The sequence below is a fragment of the Agromyces sp. NPDC056965 genome (genome assembly GCF_042673425.1).
GTDB lineage: Bacteria > Actinomycetota > Actinomycetes > Actinomycetales > Microbacteriaceae > Agromyces.
Window position 1 is genome coordinate 92,622 of record NZ_JBHURI010000001.1, and the last position, 19,194, is coordinate 111,815.

The following is a 19,194-nucleotide window of genomic DNA, read 5'->3' on the forward strand; positions in this document are numbered from 1 at the left end:
CGCCCATTGTGGCCCTGATCGGCCGAGATGCGGCGGATCCCGAGCGGCTCGCCCAGAGAAGCCGCATCGCGCGGGCGGCGCAGATCGTGCGGAATCCGTGACCATGGACTCAGGCAATCGAAAGCCGAACGGTGCAGACTGGAGGAATTCCACCCCTGATCGAAACGAGTCGTCCTCCCATGAACCGTGCCATGCGCCGCGCCGCGCCCCTCGCGCTCGCCTCCGCGACCGCCCTGCTCCTCGCCGGTTGCGCCGGCGGCTCGGAGCCCGAAGCGACGAAGACGCCCGAAGCCGCCGCGTGCATGGACGTCAAGGCCGGAGAGCTCAGCGACGGCGTGAAGGTCGAAGGCGAGTTCGCCGGAACGCCGACCGCCACGTTCACCACCCCGCTCGAGGCCGACGAGCTCGAGCGCACGATCGCCATCGAGGGCGACGGCGAGGAGACCGCGGCCGGTGACCCCATGAACGTCGTCGTGACGGCGTTCTCGGGCACGAGCGGCGAGACGCTCTTCTCGCAGCCGACCACGATCTCGGTCGGCGACGAGCAGGTCTTCGAGTCGTTCCTGGCCGGCATCGACTGCGTGCCCGTGGGCTCGCGCACCGTGACGATCGCCCCGGCCTCGACGCTCTACGGCGACACCGGCAACGAGACCATCGGCGTCGCGGCGGGCGAGACCGTCGTCATCGTCGTCGACGTCGTCGAGGTGCAGGAGCCGCTGACGCCCGGTGAGTGGACCGAGAACGTGCCCGAGGTGAAGTTCGGCGCCGAGGGCGAGGCCCCGACCGTCACCCTGCCCGACACCGAGCCGTCGACCGAGCTGCAGATGAAGGTGCTCGAAGAGGGCGACGGCGCCGAGGTGAAGGCCGGTGACAGCGTCACCGTGCAGTACCAGGGCACGAGCTGGACCACGGGCGAGATCTTCGACCAGAGCTACGGCGGCAACGCCGCGACCTTCGCGACCGACGGCGTCATCCAGGGCTTCGGCGCCGCGCTCGTCGGCCAGAAGGTCGGCACCAAGCTCATCGTGACGATCCCGCCGGAGTACGCGTACGGCACGGATGCCGCGGCGCACGAGCTCGGCGGGCAGACCCTCGTCTTCCTCGTGGAGATCGAGGGCACCGAGGCCGCGAGCTAGCAGGCGACACGAAGGGCCGGACGGGAGACCGTCCGGCCCTTCGTCGTTCGCCGGAGCGCTCGGCTACCCGAGCGTGTGCCCGCCGTGTCCGCCGTGCCCGTGCGGCGCCGCGCCCGCGGTGACGCGCACGGCATCGGTGACGACCGTCTTCGAGGCGTAGCCCGGGGCCGTGACCGTGATGCGCACCGACACGTGGTGACGCAGGTCGTGGCCCTTCAACCGATATTCGGTCTTCGTCGCACCGCGCACCGGCTCGCCGTCGCGGAGCCACTGCACGGCGACCTCGCCCTCAGGCGACCAGGCGCCGGTGTCGACGGTCAGGGTACGGCCGACGCTCGCTCTGCCGGCGACCTTCGGAGCCAGGAGCTCTTCGATCGTGCCCGGCTGGACCCGGGTTGCGGTCGACTCCTGCGCCACGACGGCGAACACGGGGTCTGCCGTGGTGACGCGCACCGAGAGGTCGCTGCCGACGAGGGCCGGGGTGAGCGTCAACGAGGACTCCGTGGCACCGTCGATCGGCGTGCCGTCGGCGAGCCACTGGTAGACGAAGCCGGTGAGGCTGCTGCGCGACCAGGTGCCGGTCGTGGCCTCGATCCGCGAGCCCACCCGAGCGGAGCCCGAGACGGTCGGCGCCCCGGTGCCCTCGACGGCGTTCCGGTTCTGCTCGGCCGTGCGGAGGGCGAGCTCCGACGCCTTCGCATAGACGAACCGGTGCGCGAACCACAGCTGGTCGTAGTCGGTCGTGCCGACGACGTCGGTGCGGTCGCCCGGGATGCTCCCGTCGAAGGTGAGCGCGTTGTAGTAGTCGGCGGCGACCTCGTCGTCGGCGACCACGTACGACTGCCCTGGGGCGATCGTGGCCTCGAGCGCAGAGATGCCCTGCACGCCGACGTCGGTGCCGGCGTAGGCCTCGGCCTCGGGGTAGGCGCGGCCGTAGACGGACACCGGCGCTGCACCCGCGTTGCCCAGCGTCGCCCCCGTCGTCAGACGCAACACCGGGGCGGCTGCCGGGTTGCGCACCCAGACGTCGGCACCGGCCCACGAGACCTGCACCCATTCACCGTCGGTCGCGACGACCACGAGCGGCGCGCCCGAGGTGATCCGGCTCGCGACGTTCGAGACGAGCTGCGAGCCGCTCGTCTTCTGGTTGGGGTCCGTCGCCTTTTGCGCGGTCGTGCTCGGAGCGGCGTACGCGTCCACGTAGTTGACCCGGGTGTCCGTCGCGCAGCCGGTCGTCGCGGCGCCGGTCGTGGCGTCTCGGTAGCTGCACCCGGTCAGGGTCTGCACGTTGTCGGCCGAACCCGCGACGACCGAGACGAGGTCGCCGGCCTGCACGTCGGTCGTGGCGCCGCCGCCGAGCGGCGCACCGAGGAGCTCGAAGTAGTGGTCCCAGTCCCAGTACGGGCCCGGGTCCCAGTGCTGCGACGCGGTGTTGCCGTTGACCGTGCCAGGGATCTGGTCGTGTCCGATGATGTGCGCGCGGTCGAGCGGGATGTCGTACTCGCCCGCGAGGTGCTTCACGAGGGCGGCGGAGGACTGGTACATCGCCTCGGTGAACCACCCGGATGTGCCGGCGTAGCCCTCGTGCTCGAGACCGATCGAGTGCATGTTCACGTACCAGTTGCCGGCGTGCCAGCCGACGTCCTTCGGGTCCAGGTGCTGCGCCACGTGCCCGTCGGACGAGCGGAGCGTGTAGTTCCAGGCCAGGTAGTCGGGGTCCTGCACGAGGTTGAGGGTGGTCGAGTACGAGCCTTCGGTGCCGTGGATCACGATGTAGTCGATCGTCGGGCCGCCCTCGCCCGTGCGGTCGGCGAGGTCGTGGTTGCCGTAGGAGCCGGTGTCGTCGGGGGCGGCGGGGTCGGACTTCGCGTAGGGCGCCTCGATCCACTCGCACCCGAGGCCCACGGGGCAGTCGGTGCCGGGATCGTTCTCGGCGGCCGCGGTCTGAACGAGCGTCGGGTCGGCCGCGAGCGCCACCGACGTGCCGTCGGCGAGGTTGCGTTCGGCGCCGGCCCGGATCGTCGCGAAGACGCGCTCCGAGAACCGGTCGGAGTCGCTGAACCGGTCGATCGCGCTCGCGTACGAGGCGGGGACGTCGGCGTCGGCCTTGGGGCCGGCGTACTCGGCGAGCAGGGCGGCCGCGCCGCACACGTTGGCCGCGTCGTCGGACATGATCAGCGATTCGTCGAGTCCGGTCAGCTCCGCGGCGCGGTCGAGGGGCGACGCGCCCTCGCGCTCCGAGTCCGTCGCGGTGCCGCCGCGCTCGAGGCTCGGGGCGTGGTCGAGAAGGTTGAACATGCCGTAGCCGCCGTCGGCGCTGACGGCGCCGTCGTGTCCGTCCCATCGGGACTGCGTATACGACAGGCCCGCCAGCAGATCCTCGGGCACGTCGAAGGCCGTCGATGCGGCGGCGAACGCAGCCGGGAGGGTGTCGGTACCGAGCACTGAGCCGCAGGCCGGTGTTTCGGCGGCCGCGCTCGTCGCGACGGTGGCTGGAACGGCGAGCAGCAGGGCCAGTGCCCCGATCGGGACACCTCGTTTCAAGATTACGTTTCGTATCAACTCGCTCGACATCCCTTCAGTGGTCGATGAGGCGGCTTAGCCGCCGCGCCACAGGCTAATGCTCTCGACGTGCGAAAGGGAAGGGGTGAGGCGTATACGTAACGTAAATTTGCGCACTGAAGGACTGCGACGGTGGTCTGTCGGCCGGGCCGTCGGGGCCTTCGTCGTGCGCTGGAACGCTCAGCGACCCCAGGTCAGCACGGCGATGACGATGCTCACCGCGAGGAAGCACGCCACGAAGACCGTGTCGCGCACTCGCCACGGCGAGAAGTGCCGCTCGGTGCGCGTGCGGTGCGCGCCGAAGGCGCGGGCGTCCATCGCGAGGGCGACGCGTTCGGCATGCCGGATCGCGGAGGCGAGCAGCGGCACGATGTAGCCGAGCGCGCGCCGCACGGCGGCGATCGGCCCGCGCCCGACATCCGTGCCGCGCACGCGGTGGGCGGCCCTGATGATCTCGAGTTCGTGGCCGAAACGCGGCACGAAGCGCAGCGCGGCGAGGGCGGTGTAGCCGAGGCGGTACGGAACGCGCAGGTTCTGCACCATCGAGCGCACGAATTCGGTGCCGGTCGAGGTGACGCCCGCGATGAGCGAGAGCAGCAGGATCGCGAGGATGCGGAGTCCGGTCGCGAAGCCCACGATGTAAGCGGCGAGGGTGAAGTCCCAGTCGCCGATCGAGACGAGGGTGACGGATGCCGCGGGGTGGTCGGCGACGCTCGACGGATCGATCCACACGCCGAACGTGACGCCGAGCACGAGAGCCGCGATCGGGATGCCGAGGAGCAGCGCCGCGATCCCGCGGCCGGGCAGCCGAGCGCCGATGAGCAGCACGGCCGCCGCGAACACGATGAACGCGAGCGGCAGCGCGATGCCGCGGCTGAACATGACGACGACCATCACCGGCAGGGGTGCGGCGAGCTTCGCGAGCGGGTTCAGGGCGTACAGGAACCGGGCGGGGCGCTGCGTGCGGTGCTCGGCGAAGGGGTCGAGGGCGGCGGATGGCGCGTGCTCGCGCTCCTCCGCAGGTGCCGCGCCCAGCTCGGGGGAGAGCGCGCCGCCCTCGTGCGCCGCGCTCACGATGCCGCCGCCTTCGAGGAGACGGGGAGCTGCGACATCCGCGTCACCGCATGCCAGGCGGTGTGCCGCGCGAGACCGCGGGTGGCCCGGGCGAGCGGCGGGTGCCGCAGGCCCGCCTGCTCGACGAGCGGGCCGGCGAGCACCTCGACGGTGGGGCCGACGCCGAGGAGCCGCCCGCTGTCCATGACGGCGATGTGGCTCGCGTAGTCGGCGACGAGCTGCAGGTCGTGGGTGACGACGAGCACGGTGGTGCCGTCGTCGTTCAGCGCGCGGAGCATGTCGAGCAGCTCGGAGGCGCGGGCCCGATCCTGCCCGAACGTCGGCTCGTCGAGCGCGAGCACCGGAGCGCCGGCGATGAGCGCGGTCCCGACCGAGAGGCGCCGCTTCTGTCCGCCCGAGAGCAGGAACGGGTGCTGGTCGCGGAGCGCCTCGAGGCCGAAGCGGGCCAGCATGGCGTCGACGCGCGGCGCGGCGTCGGCCTCGGAGACGCCCTGCAGGTGCAGGCCCTGGGCGAGCTCCTCGGCCACCGTCGGCGCGATGAACTGGTGCTCGGGATTCTGGAAGACGAAGCCGATGCGCCGGGCGCGTTCCCGGGCGGCGCAGCGCGCCGGGTCGACGCCGAGCACGTCGACGGCGCCGCGGGGCGCGGGGATCACGCCGGCGAGCGCCTGCAGCAGCGAGGTCTTGCCCGCGCCGTTCGTGCCGACGATCGCGACGAAATCGCCCGCCGACACGTCGAGGTCGACGCCCTCGACGACGATCGGGCCGCGGCGACCGCCGCGGCGCACCGAGAGGTCGCGGGCGCGGATCGCGGTCTCGCCGATGACGGCGATCGCGCCGGTCGATCCCGTCGCCGGGCCGATCGAGAGCGTCGGCCGCGGTGACAGGGCGGTCGAGCGCACCGGCGACGACTCGCTGAGCGGAGCGGGGAGCGAGGGCAGCGCATCGAGCGCCGTCGCCAGCTCGGCCGGCGTGAGGGGGAGCGGGTCGAGCACGATGCCGGCGTCGCGCAGCCGCATCGCCGCGAGCGTCGAGACGGGCAGCCAGACCCCGAGGGCGACGAGTTCGTCGGCGCGCTCCCGCAGCACCTCGCGCGCCGGGCCGTCGATCACGAGGCGCCCGCTCGCGTCGAGCACGATCACCCGGTCGACGACGTCGACGGCGGCGTCGAGGTTGTGCTCGACGAGCACGACCGCATGGTCGCGTTCGCTCGCGAGTTCGCGGAGCACCGCGTAGACCTCGTCGATGCCCGCGGGGTCGAGGTTCGCCGTCGGTTCGTCGAGCACGAGCACCGGGGCGGCCATCGCGAGCGCGCAGGCGATCGCGAGGCGCTGGCGCCCACCGCCAGAGAGCGTGTCGGGGTTCTCGGCGCGGCGGTCCCAGAGGCCGACGAGCTTCAGTGCGCGCTCGGCGCGTTCGAGCACCTCGGATGCCTCGACGAGCTGGTTCTCGGGCGCGAAGCACACCTCGTCGAGCACCGTGCCGGTGACGATCTGCGCATCGGGGTCCTGGAAGACCATCGCGACGTGCTCGCTCAGCACGCCGACGGGGTGCTCGCTCGTGTCGAGGCCCGCGACGCGCACCGTTCCCTCGAGGGCGGCCGGCACCGCATGCGGCACGAGCCCGTCGAGCGCGAGGGTCAGCGTCGACTTGCCGCACCCGCTCGGCCCGAGCAGCAGCACGACCTCGCCGCGGGCGACCTCGAACGAGACGTCGACGGGGGTCGCGACATCCGCGCCCTCGTGGCGGATGCTCACGCGGTCGAGTGCGAGGAGTGGTGCTGGGGGCATGGCTGGGCCTGGGCGAGGTGGAGTGGTCGGACGGCCCGCGACGCGGCATCCGTAGTGCTTAGGAAAGCCTAACCTCGCACCCTGCGTGTTGCGGTTCGGCGCTCGCGCCACCTTCGACGGTCCACCGGCCGTCGGCATCGGGAATTCCCCGGTCAGCCCCGGTGTTGTACCAGTGTTCGGGTGCGGAGCCACCGCACCGGAAGGAGGAGAACGTGGGCATCAGTTACGTCGAGTTCGAGGACGAAGCCGGGATCCTGCGTCGCTACCGCAAGCACGTGAACGGCCGAGGCCTCGTGGCCACGACCGCCAAGGTCGACCCGACCGCGTTCGTCGACCCGACGGCCTATGTCGACTCGGGTGCCGAAGTGCAACGCGGCGCCCAGATCGGCCCGGGCGGCTGGGTCGAGGGCGACGCCATCGTCGCCGAGCGCGCCGTCGTGGGCGTCAACGCGCACATCGGCCGCCGAGCGGTCGTCGGCCGCAACGCCGTCGTCGGCCCGTACGCGAGCATCGGTCGCGACGCGAAGGTGCAGAACGGAGCGCGCGTGCCGCGCGAACTCACGATCGCCGACGGCGACGAGTATCGCGCCTCCGGCGACGACCTGCGCCGACTCGGCCTCGCCGCCTGAGCGGCGCGGCAGTCCGAACGCCCGACCGGCGATCCCGGCCGGGCGTCCCGGATCGGGCTACTGGCGCGCCATCGCGATGCGCAGGCGCTCGTCGGGGTCCACGAGATGGTCGTGATCGTCGTCTCCGAGGTCGATCTGCACCCAGTTGATGGTGCCGGTGAACCGGCTCGTCTGCGGGGTGTAGTCGGGACTGACTGCGGTTCCCGACTCGTAGCCGACATCGGTCGTCTCGTCGGCTGAGAACACCATCGCCTGCGTGGCTCCCACGCGACCCGTTCCGACCGCCTCACCGTCGTAGTAGAGGGTGACGCCCCCGCCCTTGGCGAGCCCCCCGCCGTCGTAGGCGAACTCCATCCTCACCTGGTGCTTCCCCGCAGGAATCGCGGAATCCGCCACCGTCGCGAACTCCTGGATGCCGAGCACGTTGTAGACGAACTTCGCCGTCCCGTCGACGACGTAGACGCTCCAGCCGCCGAAGCGACCGCCCTGCGCGATGATCACGCCGTTCGCGCCGCCCTCGGGGATCTCGACCTCGGCGGTCACCGAGAACGACTTGTTCTTGATGCTCACGACGCTGTTCTCCGAGAGCCGGCCCATGCCCGAGAACAACAGCTGCGAGTTGCCCTGCACGAGGGTCGGTCGACCGGCCAGGTCGGGATTCAGCCGCTCCCCGGTGCGGTCGTCGAGCGGCAGCACGTTGTACTTGACCGCTTCGATCAGCCAGAGGCGTTGCAGCTCGTGCAGCTTGCCGGGATGCTCCTTGGAGAGATCGCGGGCCTGGCTGTAGTCGACGCTGCCGTCGTAGAGCTCCCAGACGTCGTCGTCGAACGGAACGGTGTCGGCGATGAGCTCCCAGGGCGTGCGGTGCTTCGTCACCGCGCTCCATCCCTTGAAGTAGACGCCGCGGTTGCCGAACATCTCGAAGTACTGCAGCTCGTGCCGCTCGGGCTCGTCGGGCCCGTTGAACGTGTACAGCATGCTCGTGCCCTCCATGGGCGACTGCTGCACGCCGTTGACCATCGTCGGCTCGGGCAGGCCGGCCGCCTCGAGGATCGTGGGCGCCACATCGATCACGTGGGTGAACTGGGAGCGCTGCCCGCCCTGCTCCGTGATGCCCTTCGGCCACGAGACGATGGTGCCGTTGCGCGTGCCGCCCCAGTGCGAGGCGATCTGCTTCGTCCACTTGAAGGGGGCGTCCATCGCCCACGCCCAGCCCACCGAGTAGTGGTTGTACGAGGTCGGCGAGCCGAACTCGTCCATCTTCGAGAGCATGAACTCGGGCGTCTCGAGTGCGGCCATGCCGTTGAAGTTCGCCATCTCGTTGAAGGCGCCGTTGATGGTGCCTTCCGCCGACGCGCCGTTGTCGCCGATGATGTAGTAGATGAGGGTGTTCTCGAGCACCCCGAGGCCGTCGATCGCGTCGATGACCCGGCCGACGTGGTGGTCGGTGTGCTCGAGGAAGCCGGCGTACACCTCCATCTCGCGCTCGAGCACCGGCTTGAGCTCGGCGGGCATGTCGTCCCACGCAGTGATCTCGTCGTGTCGCACGGTGAGTTCCGCATCGGCGGGGATGATGCCGAGCTCCTTCTGCCTCGCGAACGTCTTCTCCCGCTGGGCGTCCCAGCCATCGGCGAACGCTCCCTTGTACCTGTCGGCCCATTCCTTCGGCACGTGGTGCGGAGCGTGCGTGGCGCCGGGGGCGAAGTAGACGAAGAACGGCTTGTCGGGCATCAGCGCCTTCTGGGTGCGGATCCAGCTCACGGCGTGGTCGGCGAGGTCTTCCGTGAGGTGGTAGCCCTCCTCGGGCGTCGCCGGCGGTTCGACCGGCGTGGTGCCCTCGTACAGGGCGGGGTCCCACTGGTTGTTCTCACCGCCGATGAATCCGTAGAAGGTCTCGAATCCGCCGCCGCCCGTGGGCCATGCGTCGAACGGTCCCATGGGCGACGACTGCCACACCGGTACCTCATGGCACTTGCCGAACTGCGCCGTCGAGTAGCCGTTGAGCTTCAACGTCATCGCCACCGGGGCCTTCGTGTTCGGTTTCAGCGAGCTGTTGCCGGGTGCCGACGTGGCGGTCTCCGTGATGCTGCCCATGCCCACCGAGTGGTGGTTCCGACCGCTGAGCATGGCGGCTCGGGTCGGCGCGCACAGCGCGGTGGTGTGGAATCGGTTGTACGTCAGGCCGCGCGCCGCCAGCTTCTCGGCATTCGGCGTCCGGCAGGGGCCTCCGAACGCGCTCGACGCCCCGAATCCGGTGTCATCGATCAGGATGACGAGCACGTTCGGAGCGCCTTCAGGTGGAAGGAGCGGCTCGATCGGCGGATACGACGTCTCCGGGTCCTTCGCGTCGTAGGTCGTGAGCCCGGGGGCCGGGCGGTCGGGAATCGGCAGCATCGTGCGCGCGTGGCGATCTGGCTTCATGGTGTTCCCCCGTGGGTGTGCAGTGCGGCATCCGTCGCCACCGCGGCCGCAGTTCCTGGCGGTGGCGACCGGGTCACGGTACCGGGGTGCCCGAGCCGCCGAATCACCCAGATCGCGTGATGCGAGCGCGGGGTCGCTCCAGCACGATGAGGCTGTCGGCGCCGCACGAGGGGAATCCAGGCGGTTTCCGCCGACCGCGAGGAAGGACGGCCATGTCGCTCTGGGACTACCTGACCGTGTTCTTCTGGGTCTACGTCGGAATCGCGTGCCTGTGCATCTTCGTCTTCCTGATCGTCGACATCTTCCGAGACGGCACGCTGACCGGATGGGCGAAGGCCGTCTGGATCCTCTTCCTCCTCGTCCTGCCGTTCGTCGGCTCGATCGTCTACCTGATCACGCGCGGCGGCGGCATGTCGTCCCGCCGAGGCGGAGATCAGGCGATGCTCGCCTGAGGGGAACCAGGCGAGGGGGGAGCGGGAGCGGCGTCGCCGCCCCCGCACCTCACTGCACGTCGACGAACACCGGATTCGCGTAGAACCAGGTGTCCTGCCACGGGTCGCCCTCGCCGTCGCCGTGCCGCAGAGGGCCGCCCGGGTCGACCGTGGCGCCGTGGTACCCGGCGCCCTGACGCTTGCCGTCGCTGCCGCGGAACCGCACATAGAACGGTCGGTCGACGTCCTCGAACACGTGCGTCAGCGTGAACGAGCCGCGTCGCGTGGTCGTGTCGAACCGCGTCACGACGCGGGTCTCTGGCGCGCGCAGCGCGTCGGGGTCGGTCGATGCCCCGGTCACCGGACCCGAGATGAGGTCGACGTGCGCGAGCTGCGGCACGATGCCCGCGGCGTTGGCGTAGTCCGTCGTCGTGACGGTGATCGTCACCTCGACGTCCTGCCCGCGCCGGGCGGCGACTCGTCCGCCCAGCGTTGCGCCGGCGCCCGCCGCATTGCCCCACCCGCTGCCCGCGCCGTTGCCGCGACCGCGACCCTTGCCCGGCATGGTCGCGCGCACGCGCACGTCGAAGGCGTTCAGCAGGTGTCCGTGGTCGACCCACATCCGCCCGAGGCGCATCGCCTGCAGCACGCCCGCGTAGCTGCGCGTCGTGACCCCCGTGTGCAGACGTGAGAACTGCCCCGGCCAGAAGTCGCTGCCGCCCTGGGGTGCGCCGGTGTCGACGGGGTCGGGGCGCTTGCCGAGCACCGCCCAGCGGTCGAACTCGCTCGGGAGGCTCGCGTAGGGCTCGCCTGCTGGATAGGCGCCCGTGACCCAGGTGTCCTTGACGGTCAGGTGATTGTCGGAGTTCGACGTGATCCAGAACGGCTTACCCTCGGCGAGCATCGCATCCCACAGGCCGCCGACGGTCGCGGTCGCCCAGTCGAAGCCGCCGTACGGACGGTAGGCGTCGGCCGGGAACCCCGGCCAGCTGTCGGCGCGTGGCGAGTTGGTGTATTCGCCGCGCTGATCGCCTGCGCGGGTGTTCTGGCTGATCGCCGAGCCCTGAGCACCCGGTGCCCCCTCCATGCCGATCATGATGTCGGGATCGGCGTCCCGCCAGGCGCGGAGCTCGTGCGGCGAATCGATGCCGAGTCGGAGCGGGTGGTTCGCGAGCACCACGGCGTCCTCGATGACGCCGGCGCGCTTCTGAGCGCCGAGCCAGGCGATCGCCTCGGCGGCGCGGCGCTCCCATTCGGCCTGCTGCGCGGCATCCGCCGGCCGCTCCCAGCGATTGAGCTTGCCGTCCCACGCGAGCTCGAAGGCCCGCAGCACGCGAGCGGAGTCCGGACCGGGTGCCACGAGCACCGAACCGTGCTCGGCCGCGGGGATGTACCACTCGAGACCCTGGAAGATCAGCAGTTCGCGTTCGTTCCGCTCCTGCTGGATCTGCTCGAGCGACGAGAAGACGCCCTGCTCCGCATGCGCGAAGTTGGCGTGCTCCGTGAAGGCGAGCCAGTCGACGCCGTACCGCTCGGCCGCGTCGAGCTGCTGGACGAGGCGGTACTTCGCATCGTGGCTGAACTGGGTGTGCACGTGGTGGTCGCCGACGAGCCAGGTGAGCGCCGAGTCCCCGCCGCCGCCTCCCGTCGATCCGAGGGCGCTCGCGCGGGCGGTTCCCGCTCCGAAGGACTGCGCGCCGGTCAGCGCGCCCGCGGCGAGCACGATGCCCGCGGTGCGCAGCATGTCGCGGCGTGAGAATCCGAGCCGCGCCAGCTCGGCGTCGGCATCGTGGGGCTCCGTGCATTCAGTGGCGTTGTGGTCGCACATGGTCGTTCGCTTCTCCAGTCGTCGGGGGACGCCCGTACGGTAGGAACGGCAGATGGCTGCCGGGAGAACGCAGGGTGGACGCATCGCTGCACCCGGTCGACCGGCGCGCGAACGAAAACGGAGACGCGGGGCCCATGACGACCCGCGCAGCGCCGGGTTCGGTCAGCCGGCAGCGGGTGCGTCGTTCGCGAGCAGTTCGCCAGCGAGCAGTTCGCCGGCGAGCAGCTCGAGCGTCTGCTCGCGCCCGGGGGTCGCGTCGAGCGGTTCGCCCTCGTAGCTGCCGCCGATGGGGGCGAGCATGATCTCGTCGATTCCGTGCCGGGTGGCGAGGGTGCGCAGTTCGGATGCCGCGGTCGCCGCGTCTCCGATGATCCAGCGCTGCTCCATGGCCGCGACGAGCTCGTCGCCGATCGAGTCGGCGGGGGCGGCGAGCGCCTCCTCGACCGTCTCGAGCGGCCGCATGGGTCGGTTGGTGCGCAGCCGCGCCATCGAGTGCATCTGGGGCAGAGCCCGGGCGCGCGCCTCTTCGTGGGTCGGAGCCACCGAGGCGTTCGCGGTGAGGAAGGTCTCGGGCACGGGGTGCGCCTCGCTCGGCTGGTACTCGGTGCGGTAGAGCTCGAGCGCCCGCTCGAGGCCGTCGCCCGAGAAGTGGTTGGCGAACACGTACGGCAGTCCGAGCGACGCGGCGAGCTTCGCCGAGTAGTCGCTCGATCCGAGCAGCCAGAGCGTCGGGACATCCGTCGCCGCCGGAGTCGCCGTGATCGCGTACTCGCGGCCGCTCGTCAGCCGGAGCGTCGCTCCGTCGGGGGAGAGCAGCGAGAGGATGTCGGCGATGTGGTCTGGGAATCGGTCGACATCGGCCGTGGGCCCCGAGATGCGCAGCAGCTGCGTGATGACGGGGTCGCTGCCCGGCGCGCGTCCGATGCCGAGGTCGATGCGTCCGGGCGCGAACGCCTCGAGCGCCGCGAACTGCTCGGCGACGACGAGCGGGGCGTGGTTCGGCAGCATGACGCCGCCCGAACCGACCCTGATGCGCTCGGTCTTCGCCGCGATCGCCGCGATCAGGACCGGCGGCGTGGTCGAGGCGACGGCCGGCATGTTGTGGTGCTCGGCGAACCAGTACCGGGTGAAGTCCAGGCGGTCGGCGAGTTGCGCGAGGCGAACGGATGCCGCGAGCGCACCCGCACTCGTCTGGCCGGTGCGCACCGGGATGAGGTCGAGCACGGAGAGTCGGGGTGAAGGAGTCATCCCTCACGGCAACCGGCCCGCGGCGCGGGGTATTCCGCGGTGCGGTGCCGTGCCGTGCCGTGCGGTGCGTGCGGTGCCGGCGGTCGACCGGCGACCTGGGTCCATGGGCGGGCGGGGCTGCCACTGAGACGATCGGAGGGAGGCCCCTGACGCGGGGGAGACCGGGCCGACGTTGTATGGGTTCTCGTTGCGAGCGCCGCCTGAGACCAGTGCGGCCGTCGGAGCGCCGCCCCGAGGTGCGCGCACAGGCCCGCGACGATCCCCGAAAGGAAGCATCCGTGAACACCCCCGTGCCGTCGGCCGCAACGACCGACCTCGCCACGCTCTCGCTCCGCGAGGCGCTCGCGCTCCTCGACGACCGCATCGCCGGTCGCGTGCTCATCCCGGGCGACCCGCGATGGGACGCCGCCCGCTCCGCCTGGAACCTCGCCGTCGACCAGCACCCCGCCGCGATCGTCGTCGCGACGACCGCCGACGACGTCGTGCACACCGTGCGTGCGGCGAAGGAGCTCGGCCTCGCCGTCGCGCCGCAGGCGACCGGCCACAATGCCGGCCCGCTCGCGGCGGCCGACGGCCTCGCCGACGCGATCCTCCTGCGCACGCACGAGATGCGGGGCGTCGAGATCGACGCCGAGTCGCGCATCGCGCGGGTCGAGGCCGGCGCCCAGTGGGGCGACGTCGTCGCCGCGGCCGCGCCGCTCGGCCTCACCGCGCTCGCCGGCACCGCGCACGACGTCGGCGTCGTCGGCTACACGCTCGGCGGCGGGGTGAGCTGGCTCGCCCGATCGCACGGACTCGCCGCGAACCACGTCGTCGCGATCGAGCTCGTCACGGCCGACGGCGCAGCGCGCCGGGTCGACGCCGAGAACGATCCCGAGCTGTTCTGGGCGCTCCGCGGCGGCGGCGGCGACCTCGGCGTCGTCACCGCGCTCGAGTTCGGCCTCTTCGACGTGCCCGCGCTGAGCGCCGGCATGCTGCTCTGGCCGATCGAGCGCACCGCCGAGGTGTTCACCGCCTGGTCGGAATGGACCGACGGTCTCCCGACCTCGGTCACCTCGGTCGCCCGCGTGCTGCGCCTGCCGCCGATGCCGGAACTGCCGCCCTTCCTCTCGGGCCGTGCGCTCGTCGTCGTCGAGGTCGCGATGCAGGAAGACCCGGCCCGGGTCGACGAGCTGCTCGCGCCGCTCCGCGCCCTCGTGCCCGAGATCGACACGGTGCACCCGCAGCCGACGGCCGACCTCCTGCAGCTGCACATGGACCCGCCGCAGCCGGTGCCCGGCCTCGGCGACGGCATGCTGCTCACCGAACTGACGCCGGCCGCGATCCGCGCCTTCGTCGATGCGGTGGGTCCGGATGCCTCGTCGGCACTGCTCTCGGCCGAGGTCCGCCACCTCGGCGGCATGATGGATCCGGGTGTCGCGCGCGCTGCGGCATCCGTTCAGGGCACGCCGCAGCCCGGCGTCACCGCGGGGTTCGATGCCGGATTCCTGATGTTCGGCGTCGGCATCGTGATGCCCGACAACGGCGAGGCGCTCGCCGAGTCGCTGCGCCGACTGCTGTCGGCCGTCGAGCCGTGGGGCGCCGGCATCGACTACCTGAACTTCGCCGAGCGCGCTCGCCCCGCCGAGCGGTTCTTCGGCGACGATCTCGAGCGGTTGCGCGCGGTCAAGGCCGCGGTCGACCCGACGCGGGTGATCCGTTCGAATCACCCGATCGGCTGAGTTGGGGACTGTCGCTCGCGCCTCGGCCTTCATAGGCTGGGGTGCGAGCGACATCGTCGTCGCCACGACCTTGGGGGAGGAACGATGACCGTACATTACGCATTGCCCACTGCAGCCGACTTCACCGCGCTGGCGGGGCTCCATCATCCGTCGATCACGATCTACGCGTCCACCTCGCCCGTCGTGAGCGAGCGCGAGCGTGCCGAGGTGGCGGTGAAGAGCTCGTTCGACGAGGCGATCGAACGGGTGAAGTCGTCGGGCGCCGCGAACGCCGAACTCGAGGCGCTCCGCCGCGAGCGCGATGCCATCATCGGCGACCAGCAGATCTGGGCGGGACTCGCCAGGTCGATCGCGATCTTCGTCGCCCCGGGGTTCAGCGAGGTCTTCGTGCTGCCCAATCGGCTCGACGACGCCGTGCACGTCGGCTCGCACTTCACCCTCGGCCAGCTGCTGCGGGCGCCGAGTCAGGACCAGGAGGCGTTCGCGGTCACGCTGTCGGCCAACGAGTGGTCGCTGTGGCACGCGACCCCGACCGATCGGGCCGTGCGCCTCGACATCGACGAGTCGCACGACAAGAGCCTCGACGACGCCATCAACCGCGACCCCGAGAACGATGACAAGCCGCGCGGCGGCAAGCACGGCGACCGCGGCGTGAGCGGCGACGAGCGCCGCAAGGCCTTCTTCGAGCTCTACGCGAAGCGCGTCGCCGACGCCACGCGGCAGGAGCTCATGCAGCGCGACCCCGACGACCGCGTTCCGCTCTTCGTCTTCGCCGCCGAGCCCTTGATGAGCCTCTTCATCGACCGCATCCGCAACGGCCGCCGCATCGTCGCCGTCCCGGGGGCTCCCGACCGGCTCGGCGCCGCCGAGATCGACGAGGCGCTGCGCGTGCAGCTCGGGCGGCTGAACGTCGCCGAGGCCGACGGGGCGCTGCGTCAGCTGACCGAGGGCACGGCGGGCCGGGTCGAGCGCGACCTCGCGGCGATCGCCCGTGAGGCGGCGGATGGCGCGGTCGAGGTGTTCTGGTTCGACTTCACGACCTCGGTGAACGGCACGCTCGACCGCGAGTCGGGTGCGATCGAGTTCGCGAGCGGGCACGGGGCCGATGAGCAGCTCAGCGACGGCACCCATGCCGGCGACCTGCTGCCGCAGCTCGCACTGCTCGTGATGTCGAAGGGCGGCAAGGTCGTCACGGTGCGCAGCGACGACCTCGACGGCACGGTGTGGTCGGGTCCGGCGATGGCCGAGTTGCGGTTCGCGCTGGCCTAGGGAGCTGCCGCGTCAGCTCCGCGCGGCGGTGACCCGCGTCAGCGTCGCGCGGCGGCGACCCGCGTCAGCGCCGCGCGGCGGCGACCCGCTCGCGCAGCGGGAGCACGAATCCATCGCGCCAGCGGAAGCGGATGACGACCTGCTGCGCGTGCGCGTCCTCGATCATCGCCTCGACGTTCGTCTCGGTGAGCACGGGCGGCCGGTCGCCGGTGGGCGGCGTCTCGCGGAGTTCGAGCCAGAGGCTCTCGGGGTGGGGCACGACGCCGGGATTCGCGGCGACGAGTTCGATGGTCCAGCCCGGGCTCGCGCAGAGCCCGTAGCCGGAGACGAGGATGAGTCGGGTGTCGGTGGTCTCGATGACGATCGCCTCGAAGTCGGCGGCAGAGTATTCGCAGTGCTGCAGTCCGTTCATTCGACCGAACGTACCGGGCGAAATCTGAGGCTACCTCAGTGCTGGCGCTGAGTTCGACGGTCGGGGTTCCACGGAGGGCGGGCGCGAACGGCTGAGCCCGTCGGCGACCATATGGTGGAACCCATGCGATTCGGAATGTTCGTTCCCCAGGGTTGGCGTCACGACCTCGTCGGCATCGAGCCGGCCGAGCACTGGCAGACGATGCGCTCGCTCGCCGAGTACGCCGATGCCCCCGACTCGGCATGGGAGTCGATCTGGGTCTACGACCACTTCCACACCGTGCCGCGGGCTTCGGAGACCGAGGCGACCCACGAGGCGTGGAGCCTCATGGCCGCGTACGCCGCTTCGACCTCGCGCGTGCGGCTCGGCCAGATGTGCACGTGCATGAGCTACCGCAACCCCGCCTACCTCGCGAAGGTCGCCTCGACGGTCGATCACGTCTCGGGCGGTCGCCTCGAGATGGGCATCGGCGGCGGCTGGTACGAGCACGAGTGGCGCGCGTACGGCTACGGCTTCCCGTCGATCCCCGAGCGGCTCGGGCGCCTTCGCGAGGGCGTCGAGATCATGCACCAGGCGTGGACGACCGGCAGCGCGACGCTCGACGGAACCTACTACCAGGTCGACGGCGCCGTCGTGCAGCCGCAGCCGGTGCAGCCGGGCGGCATCCCCTTCTGGATCGCCGGCGGCGGCGAGAAGGTGACCCTCCGCATCGCGGCGAAGTACGCCTCGTACACGAACTTCACGGGCACGCCCGAGGAGTTCGCGCACAAGAGCGAGGTGCTGCGTGCGCACTGCGAGAACCTCGGCACCGACTTCGAGGCGATCACCCGGTCGTCGAACTTCAACACGGTGGTCGGCGTCGACGAAGCGGACGTCGCGCGGCGCCTGGCCGTCATCGAGGCGAGGGTCGCTCCGTTCCTCGGCCCCGAGAAGACCGCCGCCTACATCGCGGACTTCCATTCCCCGAACGCCGCCGTCGGCACCCCGGCCGAGGTGGCGGCGAAGCTCGCCGAGCGGCGCGAACTCGGCCTCGGGTACGCGATCCACTACTTCCCCGAAGCGGCCTACGACCGCTCCGGACTCGAGCTCTTCACGGCAGAGGTCGTGCCCGCGCTGCGGTGACCCACGCGCCGGTGGAGCCGTCGTCGCTCGCGTGCCAGCCGCTCGCCGGTCGGGCGACGCCCGCGTCGTCGGTGACCGCCGCGTAGGGCAGCGCCAGCAGGTCGCCGGCCTCGAGGTCGCCCGGCAACGCGATCGGCGCCGGCGCGGAGCATCCGCTCGCCGCACTGAGCGTCGTCGGCACCGCGCGTGCCACCGAGGCGCGCCCGAGGAGCCGGGCCTCTGCCCACACCGGGTCGAGCGCCGAGAGGTCGCCGTCGATCACGACCTTGCGGCCGCCTCGCGTGGATGCCTCGAGCACTCGCACCACGGCGACGCCCGTGTGCATCGTGGTCGAGGGGACCCGGCCGCCGGTGCCGGGCTCGACCGCACGGCCGAGGTGCACGGCGGGAGTGCCGCACAGCTCGGCGAGGCGCAGGAGCGACACGCCGCCCACGGCGACGTCGGTGGTCGTGACGCTGGTCGCCTCCGGCCACCGATCCATCGAGATGGGGTCGGGGATCGAACGCCGAAGCGTCGGCAGGATGCGCGTGAGCGTCATCGGCCGTCCGCCTTCGCGGAAGCGCCGTCTCGGTGTCCGAGACCCGCAATCGGGTCGGTGATCGGAGGCATGCCTCAGTTCTACGCCCGGAGTCGGCGTCGTTCCCGTTTGTTACGCGATCCGAACGCCGAGCGCCGGTTCACTCATGCGCTGCTTACGCGGCGACGGCCTCGTCGAGCTTCGCCGAGAGCTCGGCGTCGGTCGGCTCGGTGAAGTGCGTGCCGTCGGGGAAGACGACCACCGGGATCTGCGTGCGGCCGCTGATCGCCTTGGCGCGGTCGGCGCCGTCGGCGACGGTCTCGAGGTCGACGTACTCGTAGTCGACGCCGCGCGCGTCGAGGAGGCGCTTCGAGCGGCGGCAGTCGCTGCACCACTCGGCGCCGTACATCGTGACGCGGGCGGGGTTCAGGTCCGTGGCAGGGGAAGTCATACCCATAACCTACGTGGGTACCCTGTCCGTTATTCCCAGCTTCACGAGAACAGGTCGTTCCGCCGTCTGCGCGCCGAGAACAGGTGGGAGCGGTCGCTCGTGGCGTCGAGTTCCTGTTTCGGTGAGACGAGCGTGGTGGCAGACTCGGGCGCATGCGATTCGAGACGACGATGTCCCAGGTCGGCAACAACACCGGCATCGAGGTGCCGCCCGACGTGATCGAGGCGCTCGGGGCGGGCAGGAAGCCCCCGGTCGTCGTGGTCGTGAACGGCTACGAGTACCGCAGCACCGTCGCGGTCATGGGCGGCCGGTTCATGATCTCGTTCAGCTCCGACAAGCGAGCGGCGACGGGCATCGGCGGCGGCGACCCGATCGTCGTCGATGTCGAGGTCGACACGGCTCCGCGCACGGTCGAGGTGCCGGCCGACCTGGCGGCGGCGCTCGACGGTGCAGGTGCGCGTGCGGCCTTCGACGCGCTCTCGCCGAGCGCGAGGAAGGCGCATGTCACGGCGGTCGAGGGTGCGAAGGCCGCCGAGACCCGGCAGCGCCGCATCGACGGCATCGTGGCGAAGCTCGGCTGACG

Annotated in this window: 16 protein-coding genes; 7 read left to right on the forward strand and 9 right to left on the reverse strand. The window is 71.3% G+C overall.

Annotated elements, in window-relative coordinates; all coding sequences use genetic code 11:
• Positions 1-179 precede the first annotated feature (179 nt).
• Positions 180-1,136 carry an FKBP-type peptidyl-prolyl cis-trans isomerase gene (locus ACFTQE_RS00440; RefSeq protein WP_376923211.1) on the forward strand — a complete coding sequence of 319 codons (957 nt, stop codon included), beginning with the start codon at positions 180-182 and terminating at the stop codon, positions 1,134-1,136.
• A gap of 63 nt (positions 1,137-1,199) precedes the next feature.
• On the opposite strand, the gene ACFTQE_RS00445 is transcribed toward ACFTQE_RS00440, so the two are convergent.
• The 3 genes from ACFTQE_RS00445 to ACFTQE_RS00455 all read right to left on the reverse strand — a co-directional run bounded on the left by ACFTQE_RS00445 (position 1,200) and on the right by ACFTQE_RS00455 (position 6,562).
• On the reverse strand, positions 1,200-3,680 hold the full coding sequence (locus ACFTQE_RS00445) for an N-acetylmuramoyl-L-alanine amidase (protein WP_376923212.1): 2,481 nt from the start codon (positions 3,678-3,680) through the stop codon (positions 1,200-1,202).
• Positions 3,681-3,878: 198 nt separating this feature from the next.
• A complete protein-coding gene (locus ACFTQE_RS00450) occupies positions 3,879-4,772 on the reverse strand; it encodes an energy-coupling factor transporter transmembrane component T (RefSeq protein WP_376923213.1) in 894 nt (297 codons plus the stop codon).
• Positions 4,769-6,562: an ABC transporter ATP-binding protein gene (locus ACFTQE_RS00455; RefSeq protein WP_376923214.1), complete on the reverse strand. Its 1,794-nt coding sequence runs from the start codon at positions 6,560-6,562 to the stop codon at positions 4,769-4,771. Before ACFTQE_RS00455 ends, ACFTQE_RS00450 begins: the two co-directional genes overlap by 4 nt.
• A gap of 212 nt (positions 6,563-6,774) precedes the next feature.
• Here ACFTQE_RS00455 and ACFTQE_RS00460 point away from each other — a divergent pair, with 212 nt between their 5' ends.
• A complete protein-coding gene (locus tag ACFTQE_RS00460) occupies positions 6,775-7,191 on the forward strand; it encodes a transferase (RefSeq protein WP_179551228.1) in 417 nt (138 codons plus the stop codon).
• 57 nt (positions 7,192-7,248) lie between these two features.
• Here the strand turns inward: ACFTQE_RS00460 and ACFTQE_RS00465 are convergent, their stop codons facing one another.
• Entirely contained in the window at positions 7,249-9,612 is a 2,364-nt protein-coding gene (locus tag ACFTQE_RS00465) for an arylsulfatase (RefSeq protein ID WP_376923215.1), read from the reverse strand.
• Between the two features lie 212 nt (positions 9,613-9,824).
• Between ACFTQE_RS00465 and ACFTQE_RS00470 the strand changes: the two genes are divergently transcribed.
• Positions 9,825-10,064, forward strand: coding sequence for a PLDc N-terminal domain-containing protein (locus ACFTQE_RS00470; RefSeq protein ID WP_376923216.1), 240 nt, complete (start codon positions 9,825-9,827; stop codon positions 10,062-10,064).
• A 49-nt stretch (positions 10,065-10,113) separates the two neighbouring features.
• Here the strand turns inward: ACFTQE_RS00470 and ACFTQE_RS00475 are convergent, their stop codons facing one another.
• The gene (locus ACFTQE_RS00475; protein ID WP_376923217.1) at positions 10,114-11,871 is read right to left on the reverse strand and encodes a PHP domain-containing protein; all 1,758 of its coding nucleotides are present in this window, start codon (positions 11,869-11,871) and stop codon (positions 10,114-10,116) included.
• A gap of 162 nt (positions 11,872-12,033) precedes the next feature.
• A complete protein-coding gene (locus ACFTQE_RS00480; RefSeq protein ID WP_376923218.1) occupies positions 12,034-13,119 on the reverse strand; it encodes an LLM class flavin-dependent oxidoreductase in 1,086 nt (361 codons plus the stop codon).
• A 278-nt stretch (positions 13,120-13,397) separates the two neighbouring features.
• Here ACFTQE_RS00480 and ACFTQE_RS00485 point away from each other — a divergent pair, with 278 nt between their 5' ends.
• Both ACFTQE_RS00485 and ACFTQE_RS00490 read left to right on the forward strand, forming a co-directional pair.
• A complete protein-coding gene (locus tag ACFTQE_RS00485) occupies positions 13,398-14,840 on the forward strand; it encodes an FAD-binding oxidoreductase (protein WP_376923219.1) in 1,443 nt (480 codons plus the stop codon).
• Between the two features lie 84 nt (positions 14,841-14,924).
• Positions 14,925-16,109, forward strand: a complete 1,185-nt coding sequence (locus ACFTQE_RS00490; protein ID WP_376923220.1) for a hypothetical protein — start codon at positions 14,925-14,927, stop codon at positions 16,107-16,109.
• Between the two features lie 64 nt (positions 16,110-16,173).
• Here ACFTQE_RS00490 and ACFTQE_RS00495 read toward each other — a convergent pair whose 3' ends face one another.
• Positions 16,174-16,521: a hypothetical protein gene (locus ACFTQE_RS00495; RefSeq protein ID WP_376923221.1), complete on the reverse strand. Its 348-nt coding sequence runs from the start codon at positions 16,519-16,521 to the stop codon at positions 16,174-16,176.
• 123 nt (positions 16,522-16,644) lie between these two features.
• Between ACFTQE_RS00495 and ACFTQE_RS00500 the strand changes: the two genes are divergently transcribed.
• Entirely contained in the window at positions 16,645-17,643 is a 999-nt protein-coding gene (locus tag ACFTQE_RS00500) for an LLM class F420-dependent oxidoreductase (protein WP_376923222.1), read from the forward strand.
• Here ACFTQE_RS00500 and ACFTQE_RS00505 read toward each other — a convergent pair.
• Both ACFTQE_RS00505 and ACFTQE_RS00510 read right to left on the reverse strand, forming a co-directional pair.
• A complete protein-coding gene (locus ACFTQE_RS00505; RefSeq protein WP_376923223.1) occupies positions 17,612-18,181 on the reverse strand; it encodes a hypothetical protein in 570 nt (189 codons plus the stop codon). The genes ACFTQE_RS00500 and ACFTQE_RS00505 overlap by 32 nt on opposite strands.
• Before the next feature lie 154 nt (positions 18,182-18,335).
• Positions 18,336-18,611, reverse strand: coding sequence for a glutaredoxin family protein (locus tag ACFTQE_RS00510; protein ID WP_375835633.1), 276 nt, complete (start codon positions 18,609-18,611; stop codon positions 18,336-18,338).
• Positions 18,612-18,763: 152 nt separating this feature from the next.
• On the opposite strand from ACFTQE_RS00510, the gene ACFTQE_RS00515 reads away from it, so the two are divergent.
• Positions 18,764-19,192 carry a YdeI/OmpD-associated family protein gene (locus ACFTQE_RS00515; RefSeq protein WP_376923224.1) on the forward strand — a complete coding sequence of 143 codons (429 nt, stop codon included), beginning with the start codon at positions 18,764-18,766 and terminating at the stop codon, positions 19,190-19,192.
• Positions 19,193-19,194 lie beyond the last annotated feature (2 nt).